21 protein-coding genes are annotated in these 20,598 nt (G+C 70.8%); 9 read left to right on the top strand and 12 right to left on the bottom strand.

Features of this window, described 5'->3' with window-relative positions; all coding sequences use genetic code 11:
- Positions 1-986: 986 nt before the first annotated feature.
- Positions 987-2,195, top strand: coding sequence for a phosphoserine phosphatase SerB (serB, locus tag ACFZDK_RS10205; RefSeq protein WP_390971559.1), 1,209 nt, complete (start codon positions 987-989; stop codon positions 2,193-2,195).
- Positions 2,196-2,293: 98 nt separating this feature from the next.
- Here the strand turns inward: serB and ACFZDK_RS10200 are convergent, their stop codons facing one another.
- The 4 genes from ACFZDK_RS10200 to ACFZDK_RS10185 form a co-directional block, all read right to left on the bottom strand.
- Positions 2,294-2,812, bottom strand: coding sequence for a histidine phosphatase family protein (locus tag ACFZDK_RS10200; protein ID WP_365680971.1), 519 nt, complete (start codon positions 2,810-2,812; stop codon positions 2,294-2,296).
- Positions 2,813-2,891: 79 nt separating this feature from the next.
- Positions 2,892-3,095 (bottom strand): hypothetical protein, encoded by a 204-nt coding sequence (locus tag ACFZDK_RS10195; protein ID WP_390971558.1) that lies wholly within the window; start codon positions 3,093-3,095, stop codon positions 2,892-2,894.
- Between the two features lie 187 nt (positions 3,096-3,282).
- Positions 3,283-3,399, bottom strand: coding sequence for an SGM_5486 family transporter-associated protein (locus ACFZDK_RS10190; RefSeq protein WP_089107830.1), 117 nt, complete (start codon positions 3,397-3,399; stop codon positions 3,283-3,285).
- A gap of 56 nt (positions 3,400-3,455) precedes the next feature.
- Positions 3,456-4,757 carry a CynX/NimT family MFS transporter gene (locus ACFZDK_RS10185; RefSeq protein WP_390971557.1) on the bottom strand — a complete coding sequence of 434 codons (1,302 nt, stop codon included), beginning with the start codon at positions 4,755-4,757 and terminating at the stop codon, positions 3,456-3,458.
- A 79-nt stretch (positions 4,758-4,836) separates the two neighbouring features.
- On the opposite strand from ACFZDK_RS10185, the gene ACFZDK_RS10180 reads away from it, so the two are divergent.
- Positions 4,837-5,529, top strand: coding sequence for an FCD domain-containing protein (locus ACFZDK_RS10180; RefSeq protein WP_390971556.1), 693 nt, complete (start codon positions 4,837-4,839; stop codon positions 5,527-5,529).
- Here the strand turns inward: ACFZDK_RS10180 and ACFZDK_RS10175 are convergent.
- The 3 genes from ACFZDK_RS10175 to fabG all read right to left on the bottom strand — a co-directional run bounded on the left by ACFZDK_RS10175 (position 5,507) and on the right by fabG (position 7,486).
- Positions 5,507-5,857, bottom strand: coding sequence for a hypothetical protein (locus tag ACFZDK_RS10175; RefSeq protein ID WP_390971555.1), 351 nt, complete (start codon positions 5,855-5,857; stop codon positions 5,507-5,509). The two genes, ACFZDK_RS10180 and ACFZDK_RS10175, sit on opposite strands and share 23 nt — an antisense overlap.
- A 151-nt stretch (positions 5,858-6,008) precedes the next feature.
- Positions 6,009-6,776 (bottom strand): enoyl-ACP reductase FabI, encoded by a 768-nt coding sequence (gene fabI, locus ACFZDK_RS10170; RefSeq protein ID WP_089107826.1) that lies wholly within the window; start codon positions 6,774-6,776, stop codon positions 6,009-6,011.
- Positions 6,777-6,781: 5 nt separating this feature from the next.
- The gene (gene fabG, locus ACFZDK_RS10165; protein WP_390971554.1) at positions 6,782-7,486 is read right to left on the bottom strand and encodes a 3-oxoacyl-[acyl-carrier-protein] reductase; all 705 of its coding nucleotides are present in this window, start codon (positions 7,484-7,486) and stop codon (positions 6,782-6,784) included.
- A gap of 236 nt (positions 7,487-7,722) precedes the next feature.
- Here fabG and ACFZDK_RS10160 point away from each other — a divergent pair, with 236 nt between their 5' ends.
- The 3 genes from ACFZDK_RS10160 to tyrS all read left to right on the top strand — a co-directional run bounded on the left by ACFZDK_RS10160 (position 7,723) and on the right by tyrS (position 11,974).
- Complete coding sequence (locus ACFZDK_RS10160; RefSeq protein WP_390971553.1) at positions 7,723-9,246, top strand: metallopeptidase TldD-related protein; 1,524 nt, start codon at positions 7,723-7,725, stop codon at positions 9,244-9,246.
- Positions 9,243-10,637, top strand: a complete 1,395-nt coding sequence (locus ACFZDK_RS10155) for a metallopeptidase TldD-related protein (RefSeq protein ID WP_390971552.1) — start codon at positions 9,243-9,245, stop codon at positions 10,635-10,637. The genes ACFZDK_RS10160 and ACFZDK_RS10155 overlap by 4 nt, the downstream gene beginning before the upstream one ends.
- Before the next feature lie 68 nt (positions 10,638-10,705).
- On the top strand, positions 10,706-11,974 hold the full coding sequence (gene tyrS / locus ACFZDK_RS10150; protein ID WP_390971551.1) for a tyrosine--tRNA ligase: 1,269 nt from the start codon (positions 10,706-10,708) through the stop codon (positions 11,972-11,974).
- A 132-nt stretch (positions 11,975-12,106) separates the two neighbouring features.
- Here the strand turns inward: tyrS and ACFZDK_RS10145 are convergent, their stop codons facing one another.
- On the bottom strand, positions 12,107-12,385 hold the full coding sequence (locus tag ACFZDK_RS10145) for a GlsB/YeaQ/YmgE family stress response membrane protein (RefSeq protein WP_390971550.1): 279 nt from the start codon (positions 12,383-12,385) through the stop codon (positions 12,107-12,109).
- 245 nt (positions 12,386-12,630) lie between these two features.
- Here ACFZDK_RS10145 and ACFZDK_RS10140 point away from each other — a divergent pair, with 245 nt between their 5' ends.
- Together ACFZDK_RS10140 and ACFZDK_RS10135 are read left to right on the top strand one after the other, a co-directional pair.
- Positions 12,631-13,029, top strand: a complete 399-nt coding sequence (locus ACFZDK_RS10140; protein ID WP_390971549.1) for a DUF3099 domain-containing protein — start codon at positions 12,631-12,633, stop codon at positions 13,027-13,029.
- A gap of 253 nt (positions 13,030-13,282) precedes the next feature.
- Complete coding sequence (locus ACFZDK_RS10135) at positions 13,283-13,480, top strand: hypothetical protein (protein WP_390971548.1); 198 nt, start codon at positions 13,283-13,285, stop codon at positions 13,478-13,480.
- A gap of 39 nt (positions 13,481-13,519) precedes the next feature.
- On the opposite strand, the gene moaA is transcribed toward ACFZDK_RS10135, so the two are convergent.
- From moaA to ACFZDK_RS10120, 3 genes are all read right to left on the bottom strand, one after another.
- Entirely contained in the window at positions 13,520-14,509 is a 990-nt protein-coding gene (moaA, locus tag ACFZDK_RS10130) for a GTP 3',8-cyclase MoaA (RefSeq protein ID WP_390971547.1), read from the bottom strand.
- Positions 14,510-14,663: 154 nt separating this feature from the next.
- Positions 14,664-16,292: a sodium/solute symporter gene (locus ACFZDK_RS10125; protein WP_390971546.1), complete on the bottom strand. Its 1,629-nt coding sequence runs from the start codon at positions 16,290-16,292 to the stop codon at positions 14,664-14,666.
- Positions 16,289-16,645 carry a DUF485 domain-containing protein gene (locus ACFZDK_RS10120; RefSeq protein ID WP_390971545.1) on the bottom strand — a complete coding sequence of 119 codons (357 nt, stop codon included), beginning with the start codon at positions 16,643-16,645 and terminating at the stop codon, positions 16,289-16,291. Before ACFZDK_RS10120 ends, ACFZDK_RS10125 begins: the two co-directional genes overlap by 4 nt.
- Positions 16,646-16,979: 334 nt before the next feature.
- On the opposite strand from ACFZDK_RS10120, the gene ACFZDK_RS10115 reads away from it, so the two are divergent.
- Together ACFZDK_RS10115 and ACFZDK_RS10110 are read left to right on the top strand one after the other, a co-directional pair.
- Positions 16,980-18,506: a S8 family serine peptidase gene (locus ACFZDK_RS10115; protein WP_390971544.1), complete on the top strand. Its 1,527-nt coding sequence runs from the start codon at positions 16,980-16,982 to the stop codon at positions 18,504-18,506.
- 62 nt (positions 18,507-18,568) lie between these two features.
- Positions 18,569-20,107, top strand: coding sequence for a S8 family serine peptidase (locus ACFZDK_RS10110; protein ID WP_390971543.1), 1,539 nt, complete (start codon positions 18,569-18,571; stop codon positions 20,105-20,107).
- Positions 20,108-20,207: 100 nt separating this feature from the next.
- On the opposite strand, the gene ACFZDK_RS10105 is transcribed toward ACFZDK_RS10110, so the two are convergent.
- Positions 20,208-20,591 (bottom strand): DUF6281 family protein, encoded by a 384-nt coding sequence (locus ACFZDK_RS10105; RefSeq protein WP_390971542.1) that lies wholly within the window; start codon positions 20,589-20,591, stop codon positions 20,208-20,210.
- Between the last annotated feature and the right edge of the window lie 7 nt (positions 20,592-20,598).

Genomic DNA, 20,598 nt, shown 5'->3' with positions numbered 1-20,598 from the left:
ACACCTGGGCCCTACCACGGACAGCCCGCCGGGCCCTACGACGGGCAGCCACCCCGACCCCACCAAGGGCAGACGCCCAGGCCCTACGACAGGCAGCCACCCGGGCCCTACGGAGAACAAACTCCCAGGCCCTACGACAGGCAGACACCTGGGCCCTACCACGGACAGCCCGCCGGGCCCTACGACGGGCAGCCACCCCGACCCCACCAAGGGCAGACGCCCAGGCCCTACGACAGGCAGACACCTGGGCCCTACGACGGACAGGCGGCTGAGCGGTACGACGGGCAGGGCGGCGAGCGGTACGGCGGGCGGACGCCCGGGCGGTACGAGGGGCGGGCACCTGGGCCGTACGGCGGGCAGGAGCCGTGGGCCGGTGGGGTGTCGGAGGCGGGGGGAGCGCCGTCGGAGGGGTCGGCTCCGCCGGGGCATCGGTATCCGCCGGCCGCACCGCCCCCTGCGGACACCCCGCACGCAGACAGCGGGCGGCCGTCGGAGGAGGGGCGGCCCGGCAGTGGCGGCAGCCCCTCCGACGTGCCGCCCGGCTCGGGCGATGTGTACGGCGCTCCCACGATGGCCCGTCCGATGGACCCGCCGCCCCGGTCCCCGCGGCGGCGGCCGGGAGTGCGTCCCGGTGACGGTGACGGGTCCGCGGACGGTCCCGGCGCCGGGCCTCCGCCACCACCACCGCCTCCTCCCCCGCCTCCCGCTCCGCGGCCGCCCAGGCGGCCCCGCCGGTGAGGCCGGCCGCCGGGCCCGGGCGCGGCGGCCGGGCGGGGCGCCGGGTCCGCACGGTGCGTGGCGCGGTGCTGAACCGTGTGGGAAGACCGGGCCCGACGCGGCTTCCACCGGGCCGCCGACATCGCACGCACGTTCGCCCGTAGTGCGGAAGCAAGGCGTCCGACACCGATCCGACACTTATTGTTCCGTGTCCGTCAGGCGGACCACCTGCACCGCAGGCACTGGGTGCCGGTTACGGTGGTTACACCATGAGCGATGCGCAGACCTCCGAGGTCCCCACTCTCCTCGTCAAGATTTTCGGCAAGGACAGGCCGGGCATCACGGCCGGCCTCTTCGACACCCTTGCCGCGTACATGGTCGACGTGGTCGACATCGAGCAGGTCGTCACGCGTGGCCGCCTGGTGCTGTGCGCGCTCGTGACCCAGCCCCCGGCGGGTCTGGAGGGCGACCTCAGGGCGACCGTGCACAGCTGGGCCGAGTCGATGAAGATGCAGGCGGAGATCATCTCGGGCCGCGGCGACAACCGGCCGCGTGGTCTGGGCCGCTCCCTGGTCACCGTCCTCGGCCACCCGCTGACCGCCGAGTCGACGGCCGCCATCGCCTCCCGGATCGCCAAGGCCGGCGGCAACATCGACCGTATCTTCCGGCTCGCCAAGTACCCGGTGACGGCCGTCGAGTTCGCGGTGTCCGGTGTGGCGACCGAGCCGCTGCGCACCGCGCTGGCCTCCGACGCGGCCGAGCTCGGCGTGGACGTGGCGGTGGTCGCGGCGGGCCTGCACCGGCGGGCCCAGCGCCTGGTCGTCATGGACGTGGACTCCACGCTCATCCAGGACGAGGTGATCGAGCTCTTCGCCGCGCACGCGGGCTGCGAGGACCAGGTCGCCGAGGTGACGGCGGCCGCGATGCGCGGCGAGCTGGACTTCGAGCAGTCGCTGCACGCGCGCGTGGCGCTGCTGAAGGGGCTGGACGAGTCGGTCGTGCAGAAGGTGCGCACCGAGGTGCGGCTGACGCCGGGTGCCCGGACCCTGATCCGCACGCTGAAGCGGCTCGGCTACCAAGTCGGCGTCGTCTCGGGCGGTTTCACCCAGGTCACCGACGATCTGAAGGAGCGGCTGGGGCTGGACTTCGCCCAGGCCAACACGCTGGAGATCGTCGACGGGAAACTGACCGGCCGGGTGACCGGCGAGATCGTGGACCGGGCGGGCAAGGCGCGGCTGCTGCGCCGGTTCGCCGCCGAGGCGGGCGTGCCGCTGGCCCAGACGGTGGCCATCGGTGACGGCGCCAACGACCTGGACATGCTGAACGCGGCCGGTCTCGGTGTCGCCTTCAACGCCAAGCCGGTGGTCCGCGAGGCCGCGCACACCGCGGTGAACTTCCCCTTCCTGGACACGGTCCTGTATCTGCTGGGCGTCACCCGCGAAGAGGTCGAGGCGGCGGACACCCACGACGAGAGCTGAGCCGTCCGGCCGATAGCCGCGAGCGAGGGCCCGGCACCGATCTCCACGGTGCCGGGCCCTCGTCGTGTCACGTCAGTGGTGGTGCGGGGTCGCACGTCTCATTCGGAGGGCGCCCAGTAGTCCGCGAGCGTGGCCACACCGGGCTCCAGGCCCTTCCAGGTGCCCTCGAAGGTCACGACGGCGAAGGCGGCGGCCGGAAAACCCCGGCGGTTCATCCGCTCGCGGACGTCGCCGTCGGCGGTGCCGGCCAGGATCTCGGTCACTCCGTGCACGCCGGGGTTGTGACCGATCAGGATCACGTCCTTGGCGTCGTCGGGCACCTCGTTGAGCACGGCGATCAGCTCGCCCGGCGAGGCTTCGTACACCCGCTCCTCGTAGACGGTTTTCGGCCGGTGCGCCAGCTCGTGGACGGCGAGCTTCCAGGTCTCCCGGGTGCGCACGGACGTGGAGCACAGGGCCAGGTCGAAGGTGATGCCGCTGTCCGCCAGCCGGCGTCCGGCGACGGCTGCGTCCATTCGGCCCCGGTCAGCGAGCGGTCGCTCGTGGTCGGTCACCTGTGGCCAGTCGGCTTTCGCATGGCGGAAGAAGACAATCCTGCGGGGTTCTGCGACGCTCATGGCACCCAGCTTCGCATGAAACAGGCCATCGGGCGCAGGGAGTTGACATGCGGATTCGCCTTGCCGGGAGGTGCGGGGGCTAGCGGGTGACGATCTGCTGGACGCGCTCGAAGAGGTGGGTGACGGCCGGGTCGCCGGTGGCCGCGTGGGCGTCCGCCGGGTTCAGTATGAGCAGCAGGGTCACGAAGGCGAGCGCGGGGAGGGCCAGCGCCCACCAGGGAAGCCGGGTGTCGGCGCTGCCCGGGGGCGCCGGGTGGGGCCGGGTGTGCGTTCGGGCCGACATGATCGCCTCCGCTGGTCTCCGCGTTCCGGTGACCGCCCCTCGCGGCCACACCTCGAAACTACGGAATCCGCGGTCGCCGACCCATCCGGTGACCCACCCACTTGACCCTGACCCTCACCCCCTAGGGGATGGGGGGCTAGCACCACCATGGGCCGCCGGGGGCGGTGTTCGGTGGCGACGGCGGCGGTCAGGGTGACGCGAGGGTCGCGATGACGGCGATGACGATGAAGATGGCGAAGAACGAGCCGAAGACGATCAGCATCTTCTTCTGACCGTTCTGGGGGTTCGGGTCGAGCACTGGCATGGGGCCAGTCTGGCACCTCCCGGAGGGGACGTACCGGCCGGGGTGCTCGCGGCGTGTCAGCCGGCCGCGGCCTCGTCCTCCACCGTACGGTCGCGCCCCGCCAGGACGCCGACCGCCATCTGCGGGATCATCAGGCCGATCATGAGGGCGATCGGCAGCCCCCAGCCGCCGCTGCTCTGGTAGAGCACGCCCACCAGCAGCGGGCCCGGGATGGAGATGAGGTAGCCGGCGCTCTGCGCGAAGGCGGAGAGCTGGACGACACCCGCGCCGGTCCTGGCCCGCATCCCGACCATGGTGAGGGCCAGCGGGAAGGCGCAGTTGGAGATGCCCAGCAGCAGGGCCCAGGCCCAGGCGCCGCCGGCCGGGGCGGCCCACAGGCCGGCGTATCCGGCGAGGCCGCAGACGCCGAGCGCGATCACGATCGGGCCCTGGTGCGGCAGCCGGGTGGCCACGCGCGGGATGACGAAGGCCAGCGGCACGCCCATCACCATGGTGACGGCCAGCAGCAGCCCGGCCGTGCCCGCGGGCACCCCCGCGTCCCGGAAGATCTGTGCCATCCAGCCCATCGTGATGTAGGCGGCGGTGGCCTGGAGCCCGAAGAAGACGGCGAGCGCCCAGGCGGTGCGGCTGCGGGTGATCCGCAGGGCGGGCGGCTGCCGGTCCGCACGCGCGCGTGCCTCGGTCACGGGCGCCGACGCGACGCCCGGACCCCGGTCCCGGACCAGCGGCAGCCACGGCAGCACCGCGAAGGCCGCGAGCCCGCCCCACACGGCGAGCCCGGACTGCCAGCCGCCGCCCAGCGCGTCCGTCAGGGGCACGGTCACCGCGGCGGCGACCGAGGTGCCGGCGGCGAGGGCCATCGAGTACAGGCCGGTCATGGAACCGACCCGGTCGGGAAACCAGCGCTTGACGATGACCGGCATCAGCACGTTGCTGACCGCGATCCCCATGAGCGCGAGCACGCTGCCGGCCAGGAATCCGGCCGTGTTTCCGGCATACGGCCGTATCAGCAGGCCGGTCGTGATGGCCACCATGCCGGCGCAGACCACCGCCGCCGGGCCGAAGCGGCGGGCGAGGCGGGGAGCCATCACGCCGAAGACGGCGAAGCAGAACGGGGGCACCGAGGTGAGCAGCCCGGCCACGCTGCCGCTCATGCCCAGCCCGTCGCGGACCTCCTCCAGGAGGGCGCCGAGGCTGGTGATGGCGGGCCTGAGGTTGACGGCGGCCAGCAGGATGCCGACGACGACCAGCCGCGTCGCCCACGCGCGCGTGGAGTTCGCGGGGGTGCGGTCGGGTGCCGTCGGGGGTGCTGCCATGGATGCCGTCGTCGTCTCCTCGCTCGCCATGAGACCCATCATAGAATCATGGGATGATTGGTTGTCCAGTCCCGGGCCGACCCCGCCGCTCCCGCCCGGCCGTCTCGTGCGAAGGTGTGTCATGCCTCTGAGCCACCCGCGCCGCTCGGCGCTCTCCGAGCAGGTCATCGCCGCGCTGCGGAACCAGATCGCCTCGGGCGAGTGGCCGGTCGGCTCGCGCATCCCCACCGAGCCAGAGCTCGTCGAGCAGCTCGGGGTGGCCCGCAACACCGTGCGGGAGGCCGTCCGCGCGCTGGCGCACAACGGCCTGCTGGACATCCGCCAGGGCTCGGGCACGTATGTCGCGGCCACCAGTGAGCTGGCCGGCGTGATGCACCGCCGGTTCGCCGACGCCGACCCCCGGCACATCGCCGAGCTGCGCTCCACCCTGGAGTCCTCGGCGGCCCGGCTGGCCGCGGCCCGGCGCACCGACAAGGACCTCAGGCAGCTGGACGCCATGCTGGCGCGCCGCGAGCAGGCCTGGGGGTCGGGCGAGGCGGAGACCTTCGTGACGGCGGACGCGGCCTTCCATCTGGCGGTGGTGGCCGCCTCGCACAACGACGTGCTGACGGCGATGTACGCCGACCTGGGCGAGGTGCTGCGGGACTGGCTGCGCGCGGACGTCGGCGCCGAGCTGACACCGGAGTCGTACATGGACCACGCGCGGCTGGTCGACGCGATCCGCGCGGGCGACGCGGACGCGGCCGCCAAGGAGGCGGCGAGCTATCCGTTCCTGTGCCGTCCGGACCGGTTCAGTCCGCCTTCTGGTGGCTGATCCACACCGCGCGGACGTCCTTCCAGCAGCGGCCGGTGAGCCGTACCGTCATCGCGGGCCCGGTGTCCACCGGGGAGCCGTCGGTGTCGATGTCCCACCACTGGGCGCACTCGATGTGCAGCCGTACCCGATCGGTGTCGACGTAGGGGTTGTGGCAGTAGGCCACCACGTGGGACCCGCGGACGGTGGTCCGGCACTCGGCGCCGAACAGCTGCGGCGCCGGACTGTGCCCGCTCCGCACGCGCGCGTGGGACACCGCGTCGTACGGCAGGGACAGCACGAGGGCGACGGCCAGGGTCAGCGGAGCCAGACTGCGGGACAGGCGCACAAGGGGACCTCCTCGGCCGGGCTGGGGAGGGACATCACGCGGAGGACGCGTCTCCAGGGTGCGCCGCCGGAAGGGTGACGGCCCGGCCGGTGGGCCGAACGGGTGAGGCCCGCACCCTCGCGGGGTGCGGGCCTCGGGAACCGCGTGCGGATCAGGCGCCGATGGCGTGCAGACCGCCGTCCACGTGGATGATCTCGCCGGTGGTCTTCGGGAACCAGTCGCTCAGCAGGGCGACGATGCCCTTGCCGGCCGGCTCCGGGTCCTTCAGGTCCCACTCCAGCGGGGAGCGGTGGTCCCAGACGGCGGCCAGGTCGCTGAAGCCCGGGATGGACTTGGCGGCCATGGACGCGAGCGGGCCGGCGGAGATGAGGTTGCAGCGGATGTTCTGCTTGCCCAGGTCGCGGGCGACGTAGCGGCTGGTGGCCTCCAGGGCCGCCTTGGCCGGGCCCATCCAGTCGTACTGCGGCCAGGCGTACTGGGCGTCGAAGGTGAGGCCGACGACCGAGCCGCCGTTCTGCATCAGCGGCAGGCAGGCCATGGTCAGCGACTTCAGGGAGTACGCCGAGACGTGCATGGCCGTGGCGACCGACTCGAAGGGCGTGTTGAGGAAGTTGCCGCCGAGCGCGTCCTGGGGGGCGAAGCCGATGGAGTGCACGACACCGTCGAGGCCGCCGAGCTCCTCGCCGACGAGGTCGGCCAGCCGGCCGAGGTGCTCGTCGTTGGTGACGTCGAGCTCGATGACCTTGGTGGGCTTGGGGAGCTTCTTGGCGATGCGCTCGGTCAGCGTGGGCCGCGGGAACGCGGTGAGGATGATCTCGGCGCCCTGCTCCTGGGCCAGCTTGGCCGCGTGGAAGGCGATGGAGGACTCCATCAGCACGCCCGTGATCAGGATGCGCTTGCCCTCGAGAATTCCACTCATGGTGATCAGTGACCCATTCCCAGTCCGCCGTCAACAGGGATGACGGCTCCAGTGATGTACGAGGCGTCGTCCGAGGCGAGGAACCGCACCGTCGCGGCGACCTCCTCGGGCTGCGCGTACCGGCCGAGCGGTACCTGCGACACGATGGTGGCGCGCTGCTCGTCGGTGAGCACCTTCGTCATGTCGGTGTCGACGAAGCCGGGCGCGACGACGTTGAAGGTGATGTTGCGCGAACCGAGCTCACGGGCGAGGGAGCGCGCGAAGCCGACCAGGGCGGCCTTGGAGGCGGCGTAGTTGGCCTGGCCGGGGCCGCCGTAGAGGCCGACGACCGAGGAGATGAGAACGACGCGGCCCTTCTTGGCCCGCAGCATTCCGCGGTTGGCGCGCTTGACCACGCGGAAGGTGCCGGTGAGGTTGGTGTCGACGACCGAGGTGAAGTCCTCCTCGGACATGCGCATCAGGAGCGTGTCCTTGGTGATGCCGGCGTTGGCGATCAGGACCTCGACCGGGCCGTGCGCGTCCTCGATCTCCTTGTAGGCCTGCTCCACCTGCTCGGAGTCGGTGATGTCGCACTTGACGGCGAGGAAGCCGGCCGGCGGCTCACCGGAGCGGTACGTGATGGCCACCTTGTCGCCGGCGTCGGCGAAAGCACGGGCGATGGCGAGGCCGATGCCCCGGTTGCCTCCGGTGACGAGAACCGAGCGGCTCAACGGATCACCCTTTCGTTCGGTCTGACAACCCGCCCGAGCAGCTGGCATGACAGGCGGCTTCATCGAAAACCTATCGGTCCGGCCATCGCCGCGGGCAAGCGGGCACCGACAGTGGCTCGGGGGCGTCGCTGTCGGGTCCCTACAGAAAGGCCCGACGCCGGAGCCAAACCTGTGGTCCCCGCGCCCGCGCGCGCGACATGATCGGACCGACAGGCCACGACAGCAGGGAGACCTCCGTGCCTCATTCCATCGACGAAGCCTTCACGGCGCTTCCGCTACGAGCTCTGGCCGACGCCGCGCTGGCACGCGCGCGTGCGCTGGGGGCCGAGCACGCGGACTTCCGGTTCGAGCGGGTGCGCAGTGCGTCCTGGCGGCTCAGGGACGCCAAGCCCGCCGGGTCGTCGGACACCACCGACCTCGGGTACGCGGTGCGGGTCGTGCACGGCGGTACCTGGGGCTTCGCCTCGGGGGTGGACCTGACCCTCGACGCGGCCGCCAAGGTCGCCTCGCAGGCGGTGGCCATGGCGAAACTCTCGGCGCAGGTCATCAAGGCCGCGGGTTCCGACGAGCGGGTGGAGCTGGCCGCCGAGCCGGTGCACGAGGAGAAGACCTGGGTCTCGTCGTACGAGATCGATCCGTTCTCCGTGCCGGACGCGGAGAAGGCCGGGCTGCTCGCGGAGTGGAGCAGGCGGCTGCTGGCCGCGAACGGGGTCGACCATGTCGACGCCTCGCTGCTCACCGTGCACGAGAACAAGTTCTACGCCGACACGGCGGGGACCGTGACCACGCAGCAGCGGGTACGGCTGCACCCGGAGCTGACCGCCGTGTCCGTCGACGGGTCGAGCGGCGAGTTCGACTCGATGCGGACCATCGCGCCGCCGGTCGGCCGCGGCTGGGAGTACCTGACCGGCACCGGCTGGGACTGGGACGCGGAGCTGGAGCAGATCCCCGAGCTGCTCGCCGAGAAGATGCGGGCGCCCAGCGTCAAGGCGGGGCCCTACGACCTGGTCGTCGACCCGTCCAACCTGTGGCTGACCATCCACGAGTCCATCGGCCACGCCACCGAACTGGACCGCGCGCTCGGCTATGAGGCCGCCTACGCCGGCACCTCCTTCGCCACCTTCGACCAGCTCGGCAAGCTCAGGTACGGCTCCGAGCTGATGAACGTCACCGGTGACCGCACCGCCGAGCACGGCCTGGCGACCATCGGCTACGACGACGAGGGCGTCGCGGGCCAGTCCTGGGACCTGGTGAAGGACGGCACGCTCGTCGGCTACCAGCTGGACCGCCGGATCGCGAGACTGACCGGCTTCGAGCGGTCCAACGGGTGCGCGTACGCCGACTCCCCCGGGCATGTGCCCGTGCAGCGCATGGCCAACGTGTCGCTTCAGCCGGATCCGGGCGGTCTGTCGACGGAGGACCTGATCGGCGGGGTCGACCGGGGGATCTACGTGGTCGGGGACCGGTCCTGGTCCATCGACATGCAGCGTTACAACTTCCAGTTCACCGGCCAGCGGTTCTTCAGGATCGAGAACGGGCGGCTCGCCGGGCAGCTGCGCGATGTCGCCTACCAGGCGACGACCACCGACTTCTGGGGCTCCATGGCGGCCGTCGGCGGCCCGCAGACGTACGTCCTGGGCGGTGCCTTCAACTGCGGCAAGGCCCAGCCGGGCCAGGTCGCCGCCGTGTCCCACGGCTGCCCCTCGGCCCTCTTCAAGGGCGTCAACATCCTCAACACCACGCAGGAGGCCGGTCGATGAGCGCCCGTAGCAACAAGCCGCACGAGATCGTCGAGCGCGCTCTGGAACTCTCCCGGGCCGACGGCTGCGTGGTCATCGCCGACGAGCACTCCACCGCCAACCTGCGCTGGGCCGGCAACGCGCTCACCACGAACGGTGTCACGCGCGGGCGTTCGCTCACCGTCGTCGCGACCGTCGACGGCAAGGAGGGCACCGCCTCGGGTGTGGTGTCCCGGGCGGCCGTCACCGCCGAGGACCTGGAGCCGCTGGTGCGGGCCGCCGAGACCGCCGCGCGCGGCGCCGGTCCCGCCGAGGACGCGCAGCCGCTGGTCACCGGCGTACCGGAGTCGCCCGACTTCACGGACGCGCCCGCCGAGACCTCCTCCGCCGTGTTCGCCGACTTCGCCCCGGCGCTCGGCGAGGCCTTCGCACGCGCGCGTGCGGGCGGCCGGGAGCTGTACGGCTTCGCCAACCACGAGCTGGTCTCCACCTATGTGGGCACCTCGACCGGGCTGCGGCTGCGGCACGACCAGCCCACCGGCACGCTGGAGCTGAACGCCAAGTCGCCGGACCGCACCCGGTCGGCCTGGGCCGGGCGGTCCACCCGGGACTTCAAGGACGTCGACCCGGGCTCGCTCGACGCCGAGCTCGCCGTACGGCTCGGCTGGGCGGAGCGGCGGATCGAGCTGCCGGCGGGCCGGTACGAGACGCTGCTACCGCCGACCGCCGTGGCCGACCTGCTGATCTACCAGCTGTGGTCGGCGTCCGGGCGGGACGCGGCCGAGGGGCGGACGGTGTTCTCCAAGCCGGGCGGCGGGACCCGCCTCGGCGAGAAGCTGACCGACCTGCCGCTGACCCTGCGCACCGACCCGAACGAGCCGGGCCTGGAGTCCGCGCCCTTCGTCGTGGCGCACTCCTCCGGCGGTGACCAGTCCGTCTTCGACAACGGGCTGCCGGTCGCCGCCACCGAGTGGGTCTCGGGCGGCGAGCTGAAGCACCTGACGACCACCCGGCACAGCGCCGGTCTCACCGGGCTGCCGGTCGCCCCGGCGGGCGGCAACCTGATCCTGGACGGCGGCCAGGACCGCTCCCTGGAGGAGATGGTCGCGGCCACCGAGCGCGGGTTGCTGCTGACCTGCCTCTGGTACATCCGCGAGGTCGACCCGGCGACGCTGCTGCTCACGGGCCTGACCCGGGACGGCGTGTACCTGGTGGAGAACGGGCAGGTCACGGGGCAGGTGAACAACTTCCGGTTCAACGAGTCGCCGGTGGACCTGCTGGGGCGGGCGACCGAGGCGGGGCGCACGGAAAAGACGCTGCCGAGGGAGTGGAGCGACTGGTTCACTAGGGCTGCGATGCCCGCGCTGCGGGTGCCCGACTTCAATATGAGCTCTGTCAGTCAGGGCGTATAACCTCGTAGCCGGTGGTCGCGCGACCGCCCAGAGATCACACGAAGATCATCCAAGGAGATACGAGAACCGTGACGGACATCGTCGACGAGCTGAAGTGGCGCGGGCTGTTCGCCCTGTCCACTGACGAGGACGCTTTGCGCAAGGCGCTCGCGGACGGTCCCGTCACGTTCTATTGCGGTTTCGACCCGACCGCGCCGTCCCTGCACGTCGGCCACCTGGTGCAGGTGCTCACCGTGCGCCGGCTCCAGCAGGCCGGGCACCGGCCGCTGGCGCTGGTGGGCGGGGCGACGGGCCTGATCGGCGACCCGCGCCCGACGGCCGAGCGCACACTGAACGCCCCCGAGACGGTCGCCGGCTGGGTCGGCAAGCTCCGCGCCCAGATCGAGCCGTTCCTGTCCTTCGAGGGCGAGAACGCGGCCGTCATGGTCAACAACCTCGACTGGACCGAGGGCCTCTCCGCGATCGAGTTCCTGCGGGACATCGGCAAGCACTTCCGCGTCAACAAGATGCTGGCCAAGGACTCCGTGGCCCGCCGCCTGGAGTCCGACCAGGGCATCAGCTACACGGAGTTCAGCTACCAGATCCTCCAGGGGATGGACTTCCTCCAGCTGTTCCGGCGGTACAACTGCACCCTCCAGCAGGGCGGCAGCGACCAGTGGGGCAACCTCACGGCCGGCCTGGACCTGATCCACCGCCTGGAGCCGCACGCGAGCGTGCACGCGCTGGCGACGCCGCTGATGACCAAGGCGGACGGCACCAAGTTCGGCAAGACCGAGGGCGGTGCGATCTGGCTCGACGCCGAGATGACGACGCCGTACGCGTTCTACCAGTTCTGGCTGAACGTGGACGACCGGGACATCTCGACGTACCTGCGGATCCTGTCCTTCAAGTCCCGTGCGGAGCTTGAGGAGTTGGAGAAGCAGACGGAGGAGCGTCCGCAGGCGCGGGCGGCGCAGCGGGCGCTGGCCGAGGAGCTGACGACGCTGGTGCACGGCGCCGACCAGACGGCCGCGGTGATCGCCGCGTCCAAGGCGCTGTTCGGCCAGGGCGAGCTGGCGGAGCTGGACGACCGGACACTGAGCGCCGCGCTGGCCGAGGTGCCGCATGTGCGGGTGGCCGAGCTGAGGCCGGTGGTCGACCTGTTCGCCGAGGTCGGGTTGGTCGCCAGCAAGTCCGCTGCGCGGCGGACCGTGAAGGAGGGCGGGGCCTACGTGAACAACGTGAAGGTGACCGCCGAGGACGCGGTGCCCTCCGGGGAGGAGCTGCTGCACGGGCGGTGGCTGGTGCTGCGGCGGGGGAAGAAGAATCTGGCGGCCGTGGAGGTCGTGGGTTCGTGAGCGCCGTGGGGGTGCGGGTGCGTTGCGGAGTGCCGGTGCGTTGTGGCTGGTCGCGCCCGCGCGGCGGTAGCCGCAGATTGAAACAGCTCCGCGCCCCTGACGGGGCGCTGAAGCGAGCGGCGTCGAAAACGCTCAGGTGTGCTGCTTTCGCTTGCCCAGTGTTGCCATGTACGCCATGTCGCCCAGGAAGACGATGATGATGGCGGCGACCAGCTGGAAGAGGTGGCGGCTCCAGTCGATGCCGCGGGTCGCCTCCACGCCCAGTGCGCGGGCGAGGGCGTTGCCGGCGATGGCGCCCAGCATGCCGAAGATGGTCGTCAGCCAGAGGGGGCTGTGCTGCTTGCCCGGGATGATCGCCTTGGCGATCAGGCCCAGCACGAAACCCACGATGATCGCCCACAACCAGCCCATAGCTGCCTCCTCGTACGGCTCGACGTGAGCATTACGCCAAGTCTCGGCCCGTCCGCCGTACGGCGCATGTCGGTACGCCCGTACGCGGTACGGCGCAGGACGTTCACGCAGGCGGGCGGGCGACCCGGTCTCGAAGGCGGCGCAGCCGCGGCGTAACGTGGGAGGCGTCCCGGCCCGGTTCCCCGTACGGGTGCGGACAGGGTAGGGGCCGGGGAGAGTCCGATGCGGGCGGATGGTGGAATGTGATGCGGAAGCAGCGCGACGGCGGCAGCGCCCAGGTGTTCCGGATCACCGGAGCCCGTACGGGCCTGGCGGAGGACGTGCGCGGCCGGCAGCGACGGTACGTCATCTCGATGTCCGTCAGGACCGTGGCAGTGATCATGGCGGCCACGTTGTGGAACGTCGAACGGCATGTCGCCGTCGTGGCGTTGGTCCTCGGGGCGCTGCTCCCCTATGTCGCGGTCGTCATCGCCAACGCGGGCCGGGAACGGCCGCCCTCGCTTCCGTCGACGTTCGGTATCGCGCCGACGCGGCTGATGATCACGGCGCCGCGGGCGGAGGAACCCCACGCGGAACCCGTCCCGGAGGACCTGGTGGCCGATCCGGCGGCGGGGGTGCGCGGTGAGCGGCCGGAGTCGGTGTGAGCGTCGACGACGCGGTGCGAGCGGTTGGTAGTTCCGCACGAACCTCAAGAAAAGCTCAGATCAATCGTGCTGTTCCAGTGCCGGGTGGCGGGTGACCCATGACATACTGCGTACGCGCTCCGCATCCCCCGTCGGAGCGACGGACCGACGCCGGGCAGCTCCCCCCGTGGCTGCTCGGCGTCGCCTTGTTTACGGGGTCTTTGTGCAAGTCGATCAAGACGACGGGGTGCGGGACGAAGCAGTGAGTGACGTCATGTGTTCAGCGAAGGGTTGCCGGGCCGCCGCCGTGTGGGTGCTCGCCTGGAACAACCCGAAGATCCACACTCCCGAGCGTCGGAAGACCTGGCTCGCCTGCGACGAGCACCGGGAGCATCTTTCCCAGTTCCTGGGCGTGCGGGGGTTCTTGAAGGATGTCGTGCTGTTGAAGGAGTGGGAGGAGCGCGGGGACTGAACCAGCCCCCGAACCAACCCCCCGACCTGGCCTCCCGGCCTAGCCGCCGATCGCGGACATCGGCCGGTCCGGCTGTATGAAGGTCGGGTCGTCCAGGCCCGCGCCCGCCTTCTTGCCCCACATCGCGAGCCGCCAGATGCGGGCGATCTCCTCGTCGGAGCCGCCCGAGCGGAGTGCGCCGCGCAGGTCGGTCTCCTCCCGGGCGAACAGGCAGGTCCGTATCTGGCCGTCGGCGGTGAGGCGGGTGCGGTCGCAGGCCGCGCAGAAGGGGCGGGTCACCGAGGCGATGACGCCGACGCTCTGCGGGCCGCCGTTCACCAGCCAGCGCTCCGCCGGGGCCGAGCCGCGGTCGTCCGCGCCCTCGGGGGTGAGGTCGAAGCGGGTGCGGAGCGAGGCCAGGATGTCCGCCGCGGTGACCATGCTGTCGCGCTTCCAGCCGTGCTGGGCGTCCAGGGGCATCTGCTCGATGAAGCGCAGCTCGTAGTCGTGGTCGAGGGCCCAGGCGAGGAGGTCGGGGGCCTCGCCCTCGTTCAGCCCCGGCATCAGGACCGTGTTGACCTTGACGGGGGTGAGACCGGCGTCGCGGGCGGCCCGGAGGCCGTCGAGGACGTCCTGGTGGCGGTCGCGGCGGGTGAGGGTCTTGAAGACGTCCGGGCGGAGGGTGTCGAGGGAGACGTTGACCCGGTCGAGACCCGCCGCCTTCAGGGCCGTCGCGGTGCGGCGCAGGCCGATGCCGTTCGTCGTCAGGGACATCCGGGGGCGGGGTGCCAGGGCCGCCACCCGCTCCACGATGCCGACCAGGCCGGGGCGCAGCAGCGGCTCGCCGCCGGTGAAGCGGACCTCCTCGACGCCCAGCAGGCGCACGGCGATGTCGATCAGGCGGACGATCTCGTCGTCCGTGAGCAGGTCGGGCTTGGCCAGCCACTGCAGCCCTTCCTCGGGCATGCAGTAGGTGCATCGCAGATTGCACCGGTCGGTCAACGAGACTCTCAGGTCGGTGGCCACCCGACCGTAGGTGTCGATGAGCACGTGGGCCCCCTCCCTCGCTCCGGACCAGATCCTTACCGTCACCTGCGAGCCTACGTGACAGGACTGACAACGCGAGAGGCCCGATGCCACGAGGTACGACGCGGCCGCGTCGTAGGACCCTACGATCCCGTCGACGCGGCCGGTCGTACGAAGGTCAGTGCGCTCCGGTGCCCGTGAGGGACCGCACCTCCAGCTCCGCGTACTTCTGGGTGTCGGGCTCCTCCTTGGACAGCAGGGTGCCCACGATGCCGAGGAGGAATCCGACCGGGATCGAGATGATGCCGGGGTTCTCCAGCGGGAACCAGTGGAAGTCGACGTCCGGGAACATCGAGGTCTCCTTGCCGGACACCACCGGGGAGAAGAGGACCAGGCCGACCGCGGTGACCAGGCCGCCGTAGATCGACCAGAGGGCCCCGGCGGTGGTGAACCGCTTCCAGAAGAGGCTGTACAGGATGGTCGGCAGGTTGGCGGAGGCGGCGACCGCGAAGGCGAGGGCGACCAGGCCGGCGACGTTGAGGTCGCGGGCGAGGGCTCCGAGGACGATCGAGACCGCGCCGATGCCGACGGTGGCCCAGCGGGCCGCGCCCAGCTCCTGCTTCTCGGTCGCCTGGCCCTTCTTGATGACGTTGGCGTAGATGTCGTGGGCGAAGGAGGAGGAAGAGGCCAGGGTGAGGCCGGCGACCACGGCGAGGATCGTCGCGAAGGCCACCGCCGAGATCGTGGCCAGCAGGATCGCGCCCCAGTTGGAGTCGACACCGCCCAGATGCAGGGCGAGCAGCGGGGCCGCGGTGTTGCCGGACTTGTTGGAGGCGATGATCTCGTCCGGTTTGATCAGCGCGGCGGCGCCGAAGCCGAGGGCGAGGGTCATCAGGTAGAAGGCGCCGATCAGGCCGATGGCCCAGAGGACCGACTGCCGGGCGGCCTTCGCGGTGGGGACGGTGTAGAAGCGGATCAGGATGTGCGGCAGGCCGGCGGTGCCCAGGACCAGGGCGATACCGAGGGAGAGGAAGTCCAGCTTGCTGGTGCCGGTGGCGCCGTACTTCAGGCCGGGCTCCAGGAAGGCGGAGCCCTTGCCGCTGTTGTCGGCGGCCTTTCCGAGCAGATCGGAGATGTTGAAGTGGAACTTGGCGAGGACCATGAAGGTCAGCAGCAGGGCGCCCGCGATGAGCAGCACGGCCTTGACCATCTGGACCCAGGTGGTGCCCTTCATGCCGCCGATGGTGACGTAGACGATCATCAGGACGCCGACCAGGGCGACGATGCCGATCTTGCCGCCGTCGCTGGTGATGCCGAGCAGGAGGGAGACAAGGACGCCCGCTCCCGCCATCTGGGCGAGGAGGTAGAAGATCGACACGACGATCGTGGAGGTGCCGGCGGCGGTGCGGACCGGGCGCTGGCGCATGCGGTACGCCAGGACGTCGCCCATGGTGTAGCGGCCGGAGTTGCGCAGCGGTTCGGCGACCAGGAGCAGGGCGACCAGCCAGGCGACCAGGAAGCCGATGGAGTAGAGGAAGCCGTCGTAGCCGAAGAGGGCGATGGCGCCGGCGATGCCCAGGAAGGACGCGGCGGACATGTAGTCGCCGGAGACGGCGAGGCCGTTCTGGAAACCGGTGAACTGACGGCCGCCCGCGTAGAAGTCGGCGGCGTCCTTGGTCTGGCGGCCGGCCCAGATGGTGATCACGAGGGTCGCGGCGACGAACACCGCGAACAGGGTGATGATCAGCGTCCGGTGCTCGCTCGCCTCGCCGGCCGCGAGCAGGGTGGTGTGCTGTGCGGGGCTCATGCGCCGCCCTCCATCCGGGACTTGATGGCCTCGGCCTTGGGGTCGAGCTTCGCGGCGGCGTGCCGCGCGTACCACCAGGCGATGAGGAACGTGGTGAGGAACTGGGCGAGGCCGAGGACCAGCGCCACGTTGATGTTGCCGACGACCTTGGTGCCCATGAACCCGTCCGCGTAGCTGGAGAGCAGGACGTACAGCAGGTACCAGGTGATGAAGGCGACGGTCAGCGGGAAGGCGAAGGAGCGGTAGGAGTGCCGCAGTTCGGCGAACTCCGGACTCTGCTGCACCTCGGCGAACTCCTCGCTGGAGGGGTGCCGGGTCTGCGCGTTCGAGGGCGGTGGTGTCTCGGTAGCCACGGAGTCTCCTCGCGATACGGACATGCGGATTCTGACCTCACAGACACGTGGATCACCTACCCGGAGTGAGGGAACGACTCCTGTGGGTGATTCCGACAGGGGGCCTCGATCCTGCTGTGGCTCCCTGCCCAAGGTCACGGCGCCACGCGTGGGCAGGTTCAACTCGCCCGGGTTCTTTCGGAAGTCGACCGCGCGAGTCGTCTCCGGTCATTGCTGGCCGGTGAGTGCGGGAGATAGCTTCACCCTGCACAACCAGTCATGTACCTGCCCAAGCGCCACTCGCGTCTTGGGCGGTCCCGTTTTCGGTTGCCGTTCCGGATGATGTGGAGATCCCATGGCTCATCTGCGTTCCAGACGCGGGCTGGCGCTCGCCGTACCGGTCGTCCTGTCGCTCACCGCCTCGCTCGGCCTGCTGCCGACGGCGGCTTCCGCGGCCCCGTGGACGACCTCGGCGACGTCGGCGGCGGAGGGGCCGAATCTGGCCTATGTCGTCAACACCAGGACGGATCACCGCACGATCGAGTCGGTGCAGCGGGCGATCGCGCGCAACGGCGGCACGATCGTCGTGTCGTACGACAGGATCGGTGTGATCGTCGTGCACTCGGCGACCCCGGACTTCGGTTCGGCGATGCGCGCGGTGCGCGGGGTGCAGTCGGCGGGGGCCACCCGGACGGCTCCGCTGAGCGCGGCCGGGACCACGGACGAGGGTGCCGTGCAGGTCCTGTCGAAGGCGGCGGCCGCGAAGATCGAGCAGAAGGCGACGGCCGGCCAGGAACCCCTGGAGGCCGACCAGTGGGATCTGCGGGCGATCGGTGCCGACAAGGCCGCCGCGATCAACCCGGGGAGCCGCTCGGTGACCGTCGGCGTCATCGACACCGGCGTGGACGACACCCACCCGGACATCGCCCCCAACTTCTCCGCCGCGCAGTCCGCCAACTGCGTCAGCGGCAAGGCGGACACCACGTACGGCGCCTGGCGGCCGGTGGACGCCGACCATTACCACGGCACCCATGTCGCCGGTGAGATAGCCGCCGCCCGCAACGGCATCGGCGTGGCGGGCGTGGCACCGGGCGTGAAGGTCGCGGGCATCACCGTGGCGCAGCCCGACTCGACGCAGCTGTTCTACCCGGAGAGCGTGGTCTGCGCCTTCGTGTTCGCCGCCGACCACGGCGTGGAGATCACCAACAACAGCTACTACGTTGATCCATGGCTGTACAACTGCATGGACGACCCCGATCAACGTGCCATCGTTGACGCGGTCAACAGGGCACAGCTGTACGCCCAGAGCAAGGGCACGCTCAATGTGGCCGCGGCGGGCAACTCGAACGACGACCTCGACGCGAACGCCCTCGTCGACGACTCCAGCCCCGACGACTCGACCGCGACCACCCGCACGGTCGACCCGCACGAGTGCTTCGACGTGCCGACCCAGCTGCCCGGTGTGTTCACCGTGAGCGCGGTCGGCGTCAACAACACGAAGTCGTACTACTCCAGCTACGGCCGGGGCGTCATCGACGTGGCCGGCCCCGGCGGCGACAAGTACCAGATCCCGGACACGCCGTCGAAGAACGGCCGCGTCCTGTCCACGCTGCCGAACGACCAGTACGGCTTCCTCCAGGGCACCTCGATGGCGTCCCCGCACGTGGCCGCGGTCGCCGCGCTGCTGAAGTCGACCTACCCGCACGCCACCCCGGCCCAGCTCCAGGCCCTCCTCAAGGCCGAGGCGGACAACCCGGGCTGCCCGGCGGGCCCGTACGACGGGGACGGCGACGGTGTCGTGGACGCCACCTGCGTGGGCGGCAAGCACGTCAACGGCTTCTACGGCGCCGGTGTCGTCGACGCGCTCCGCGCCGTCAAGTAGCCACCGCAGAGCAGGACTTCCCGCACGGCATGCCCGTTCCGCGAACGAACTGGAGACCTCAGATGACCGCGCCCAAGCCGCGCCACCGTCGCGTCCTCGCCCTCCCGCTCGGCATGGCCATGGCCACGGCCCTCGCCTTCCTGCCCAACGTCTCGGCGTCCGCCGCCGACACCGGTACGTCCGCGTCCGTCTCCGCGGCCGACGCTACTGACTCGACGTCCCTCAGTTATGTCGTCAACATCCGTCCCGGACACGGCACTTCCGAGCGCGTCCAGAAGGCGATCGCGCGGGCCGGCGGTTCGGTGGTGATCGCGTACGACGAGATCGGCGTGATCGTCGTGCATGCGGCGAACGCCGACTTCGCCAAGATCATCCGCAAGGTGCCCGGCGTGGACTCGGCCGGGAACACCCGCAACGCGCCGCTGCCCGCCCAGTCGACCACCGACGTCGGCACGCCGGAGGTGCTCAGTTCCGAGCAGGTCGCGGCGGCGGACGCGCAGGCGACCGGCGGGCAGGACCCGCTGGAGCCGCTGCAGTGGGACCTGCCGGCCATCCAGGCGGACAAGGCGCACGAGAAGACGCTGGGCAGTTCGAAGGTCACCGTCGCCGTCATCGACACGGGCGTCGACGACACCCACCCGGACATCGCCCCCAACTTCTCCGCCGCGCAGTCCACCAACTGCGTCACGGGCAAGCCGGACACGACCTACGGCGCCTGGCGGCCCACCGCGGCCGAGAGCCCGCACGGCACCCATGTGGCGGGCGAGATAGCGGGCGCCAAGAACGGGATCGGCATCACCGGTGTGGCGCCGGGCGTCAAGGTGGCCGGCATCAAGGTCGCCACCACCGCCGGTTACTTCTACACGGAGGCCGTGGTCTGCGGCTTCGTGTGGGCGGCCGAGCACCACATCGACGTGACCAACAACAGCTATTACACCGACCCCTGGTACTTCAACTGCACCGACGACCCGGACCAGAAGGCGCTCGTCGACGCCATCACCCGGGCCTCGCAGTTCGCGGAGCGCAAGGGCACGGTCAACGTCGCGGCGGCCGGCAACGAGAGCTACGACCTGGCCTCCGACTCGATCACCGACCCGGTCTCGCCGAACGACGGCACGCCCGTCGACCGGGTGATCGACCCGCACACATGCTTCGACATCCCGACCCAGTTGCCGGGTGTCGTCACGGTCGCGGCGACCGGCGCGAAGGGCCTCAAGTCGTCGTTCTCCAACTACGGCCTCGGGGTCATCGACGTCGCCGCGCCCGGCGGCGACTCGACGGCCTACCAGCCCCCGGCGCCCCCGGCGACCAGCGGCCTGATCCTGGGCCCGCTGCCGGGCGGCAAGTGGGGCTACATGGCAGGTACCTCGATGGCCACCCCGCACGTCGTCGGCGTCGCCGCATTGATCAAGTCAACCCATCCGCACGCCTCCGCCGCCCTGGTGAAGGCCCTGCTGTACGCCGAGGCGACCGCCACCCCGTGCACCGACCCGTACGACATCAACGGCGACGGCAAGGTCGACGCGGTGTGCGAGGGCTCGAAGAACCGCAACGGCTTCTACGGCTGGGGCGTCGTGAACGCGCTACGCGCCGTGCAGTAGTGAGGCAGCGTCGGTCCCGGTGCACGGCGACCGGACGACCAGCGCGCCCCGCAACGAAAGTGCGGGGTGCCGGGGTGCGAGGACTCCCCGGCACCCCGCATCATGAGCCCTTGACCAGCTTCTTCACCTCGGGCGGGAGTTCGTTGCCGGAGTAGACCGCGACAAAGGTCGTGTCGCCCGGCGTGTCCCCGACGGCGATGGCCACCTCAGGGGAGACACCCGTCACGGCATAGGCGGTCTCCGTCGCCCCCGACTCCCCGCCCTCCCCGGTGTCGTCACAAGGCGGCTTGACGGCGTCACCGAGCTCGGCTCCGACCGTGAACTCCACGTTCGCGACATCACGGTACGTCCGTCCCTGATAGGTGACCCGGTAGACGCAGGATGCCGAGTCGTCCGCACTGCTGTCGGCCGACGCACACGCCGCGACCGGTGTCATCACGCCCACCACCAGCAGCGCACCCGCGATTCGCCTTGCCAAGCTCATCAACGAC

Origin of the sequence: Streptomyces sp. NPDC007901 (assembly GCF_042959465.1) — a bacterium.
In the GTDB taxonomy this organism is placed as follows: domain Bacteria; phylum Actinomycetota; class Actinomycetes; order Streptomycetales; family Streptomycetaceae; genus Streptomyces.
Note: the sequence above shows the minus strand (reverse complement) of the source record. Positions and strands in the feature narration are given on the sequence as shown.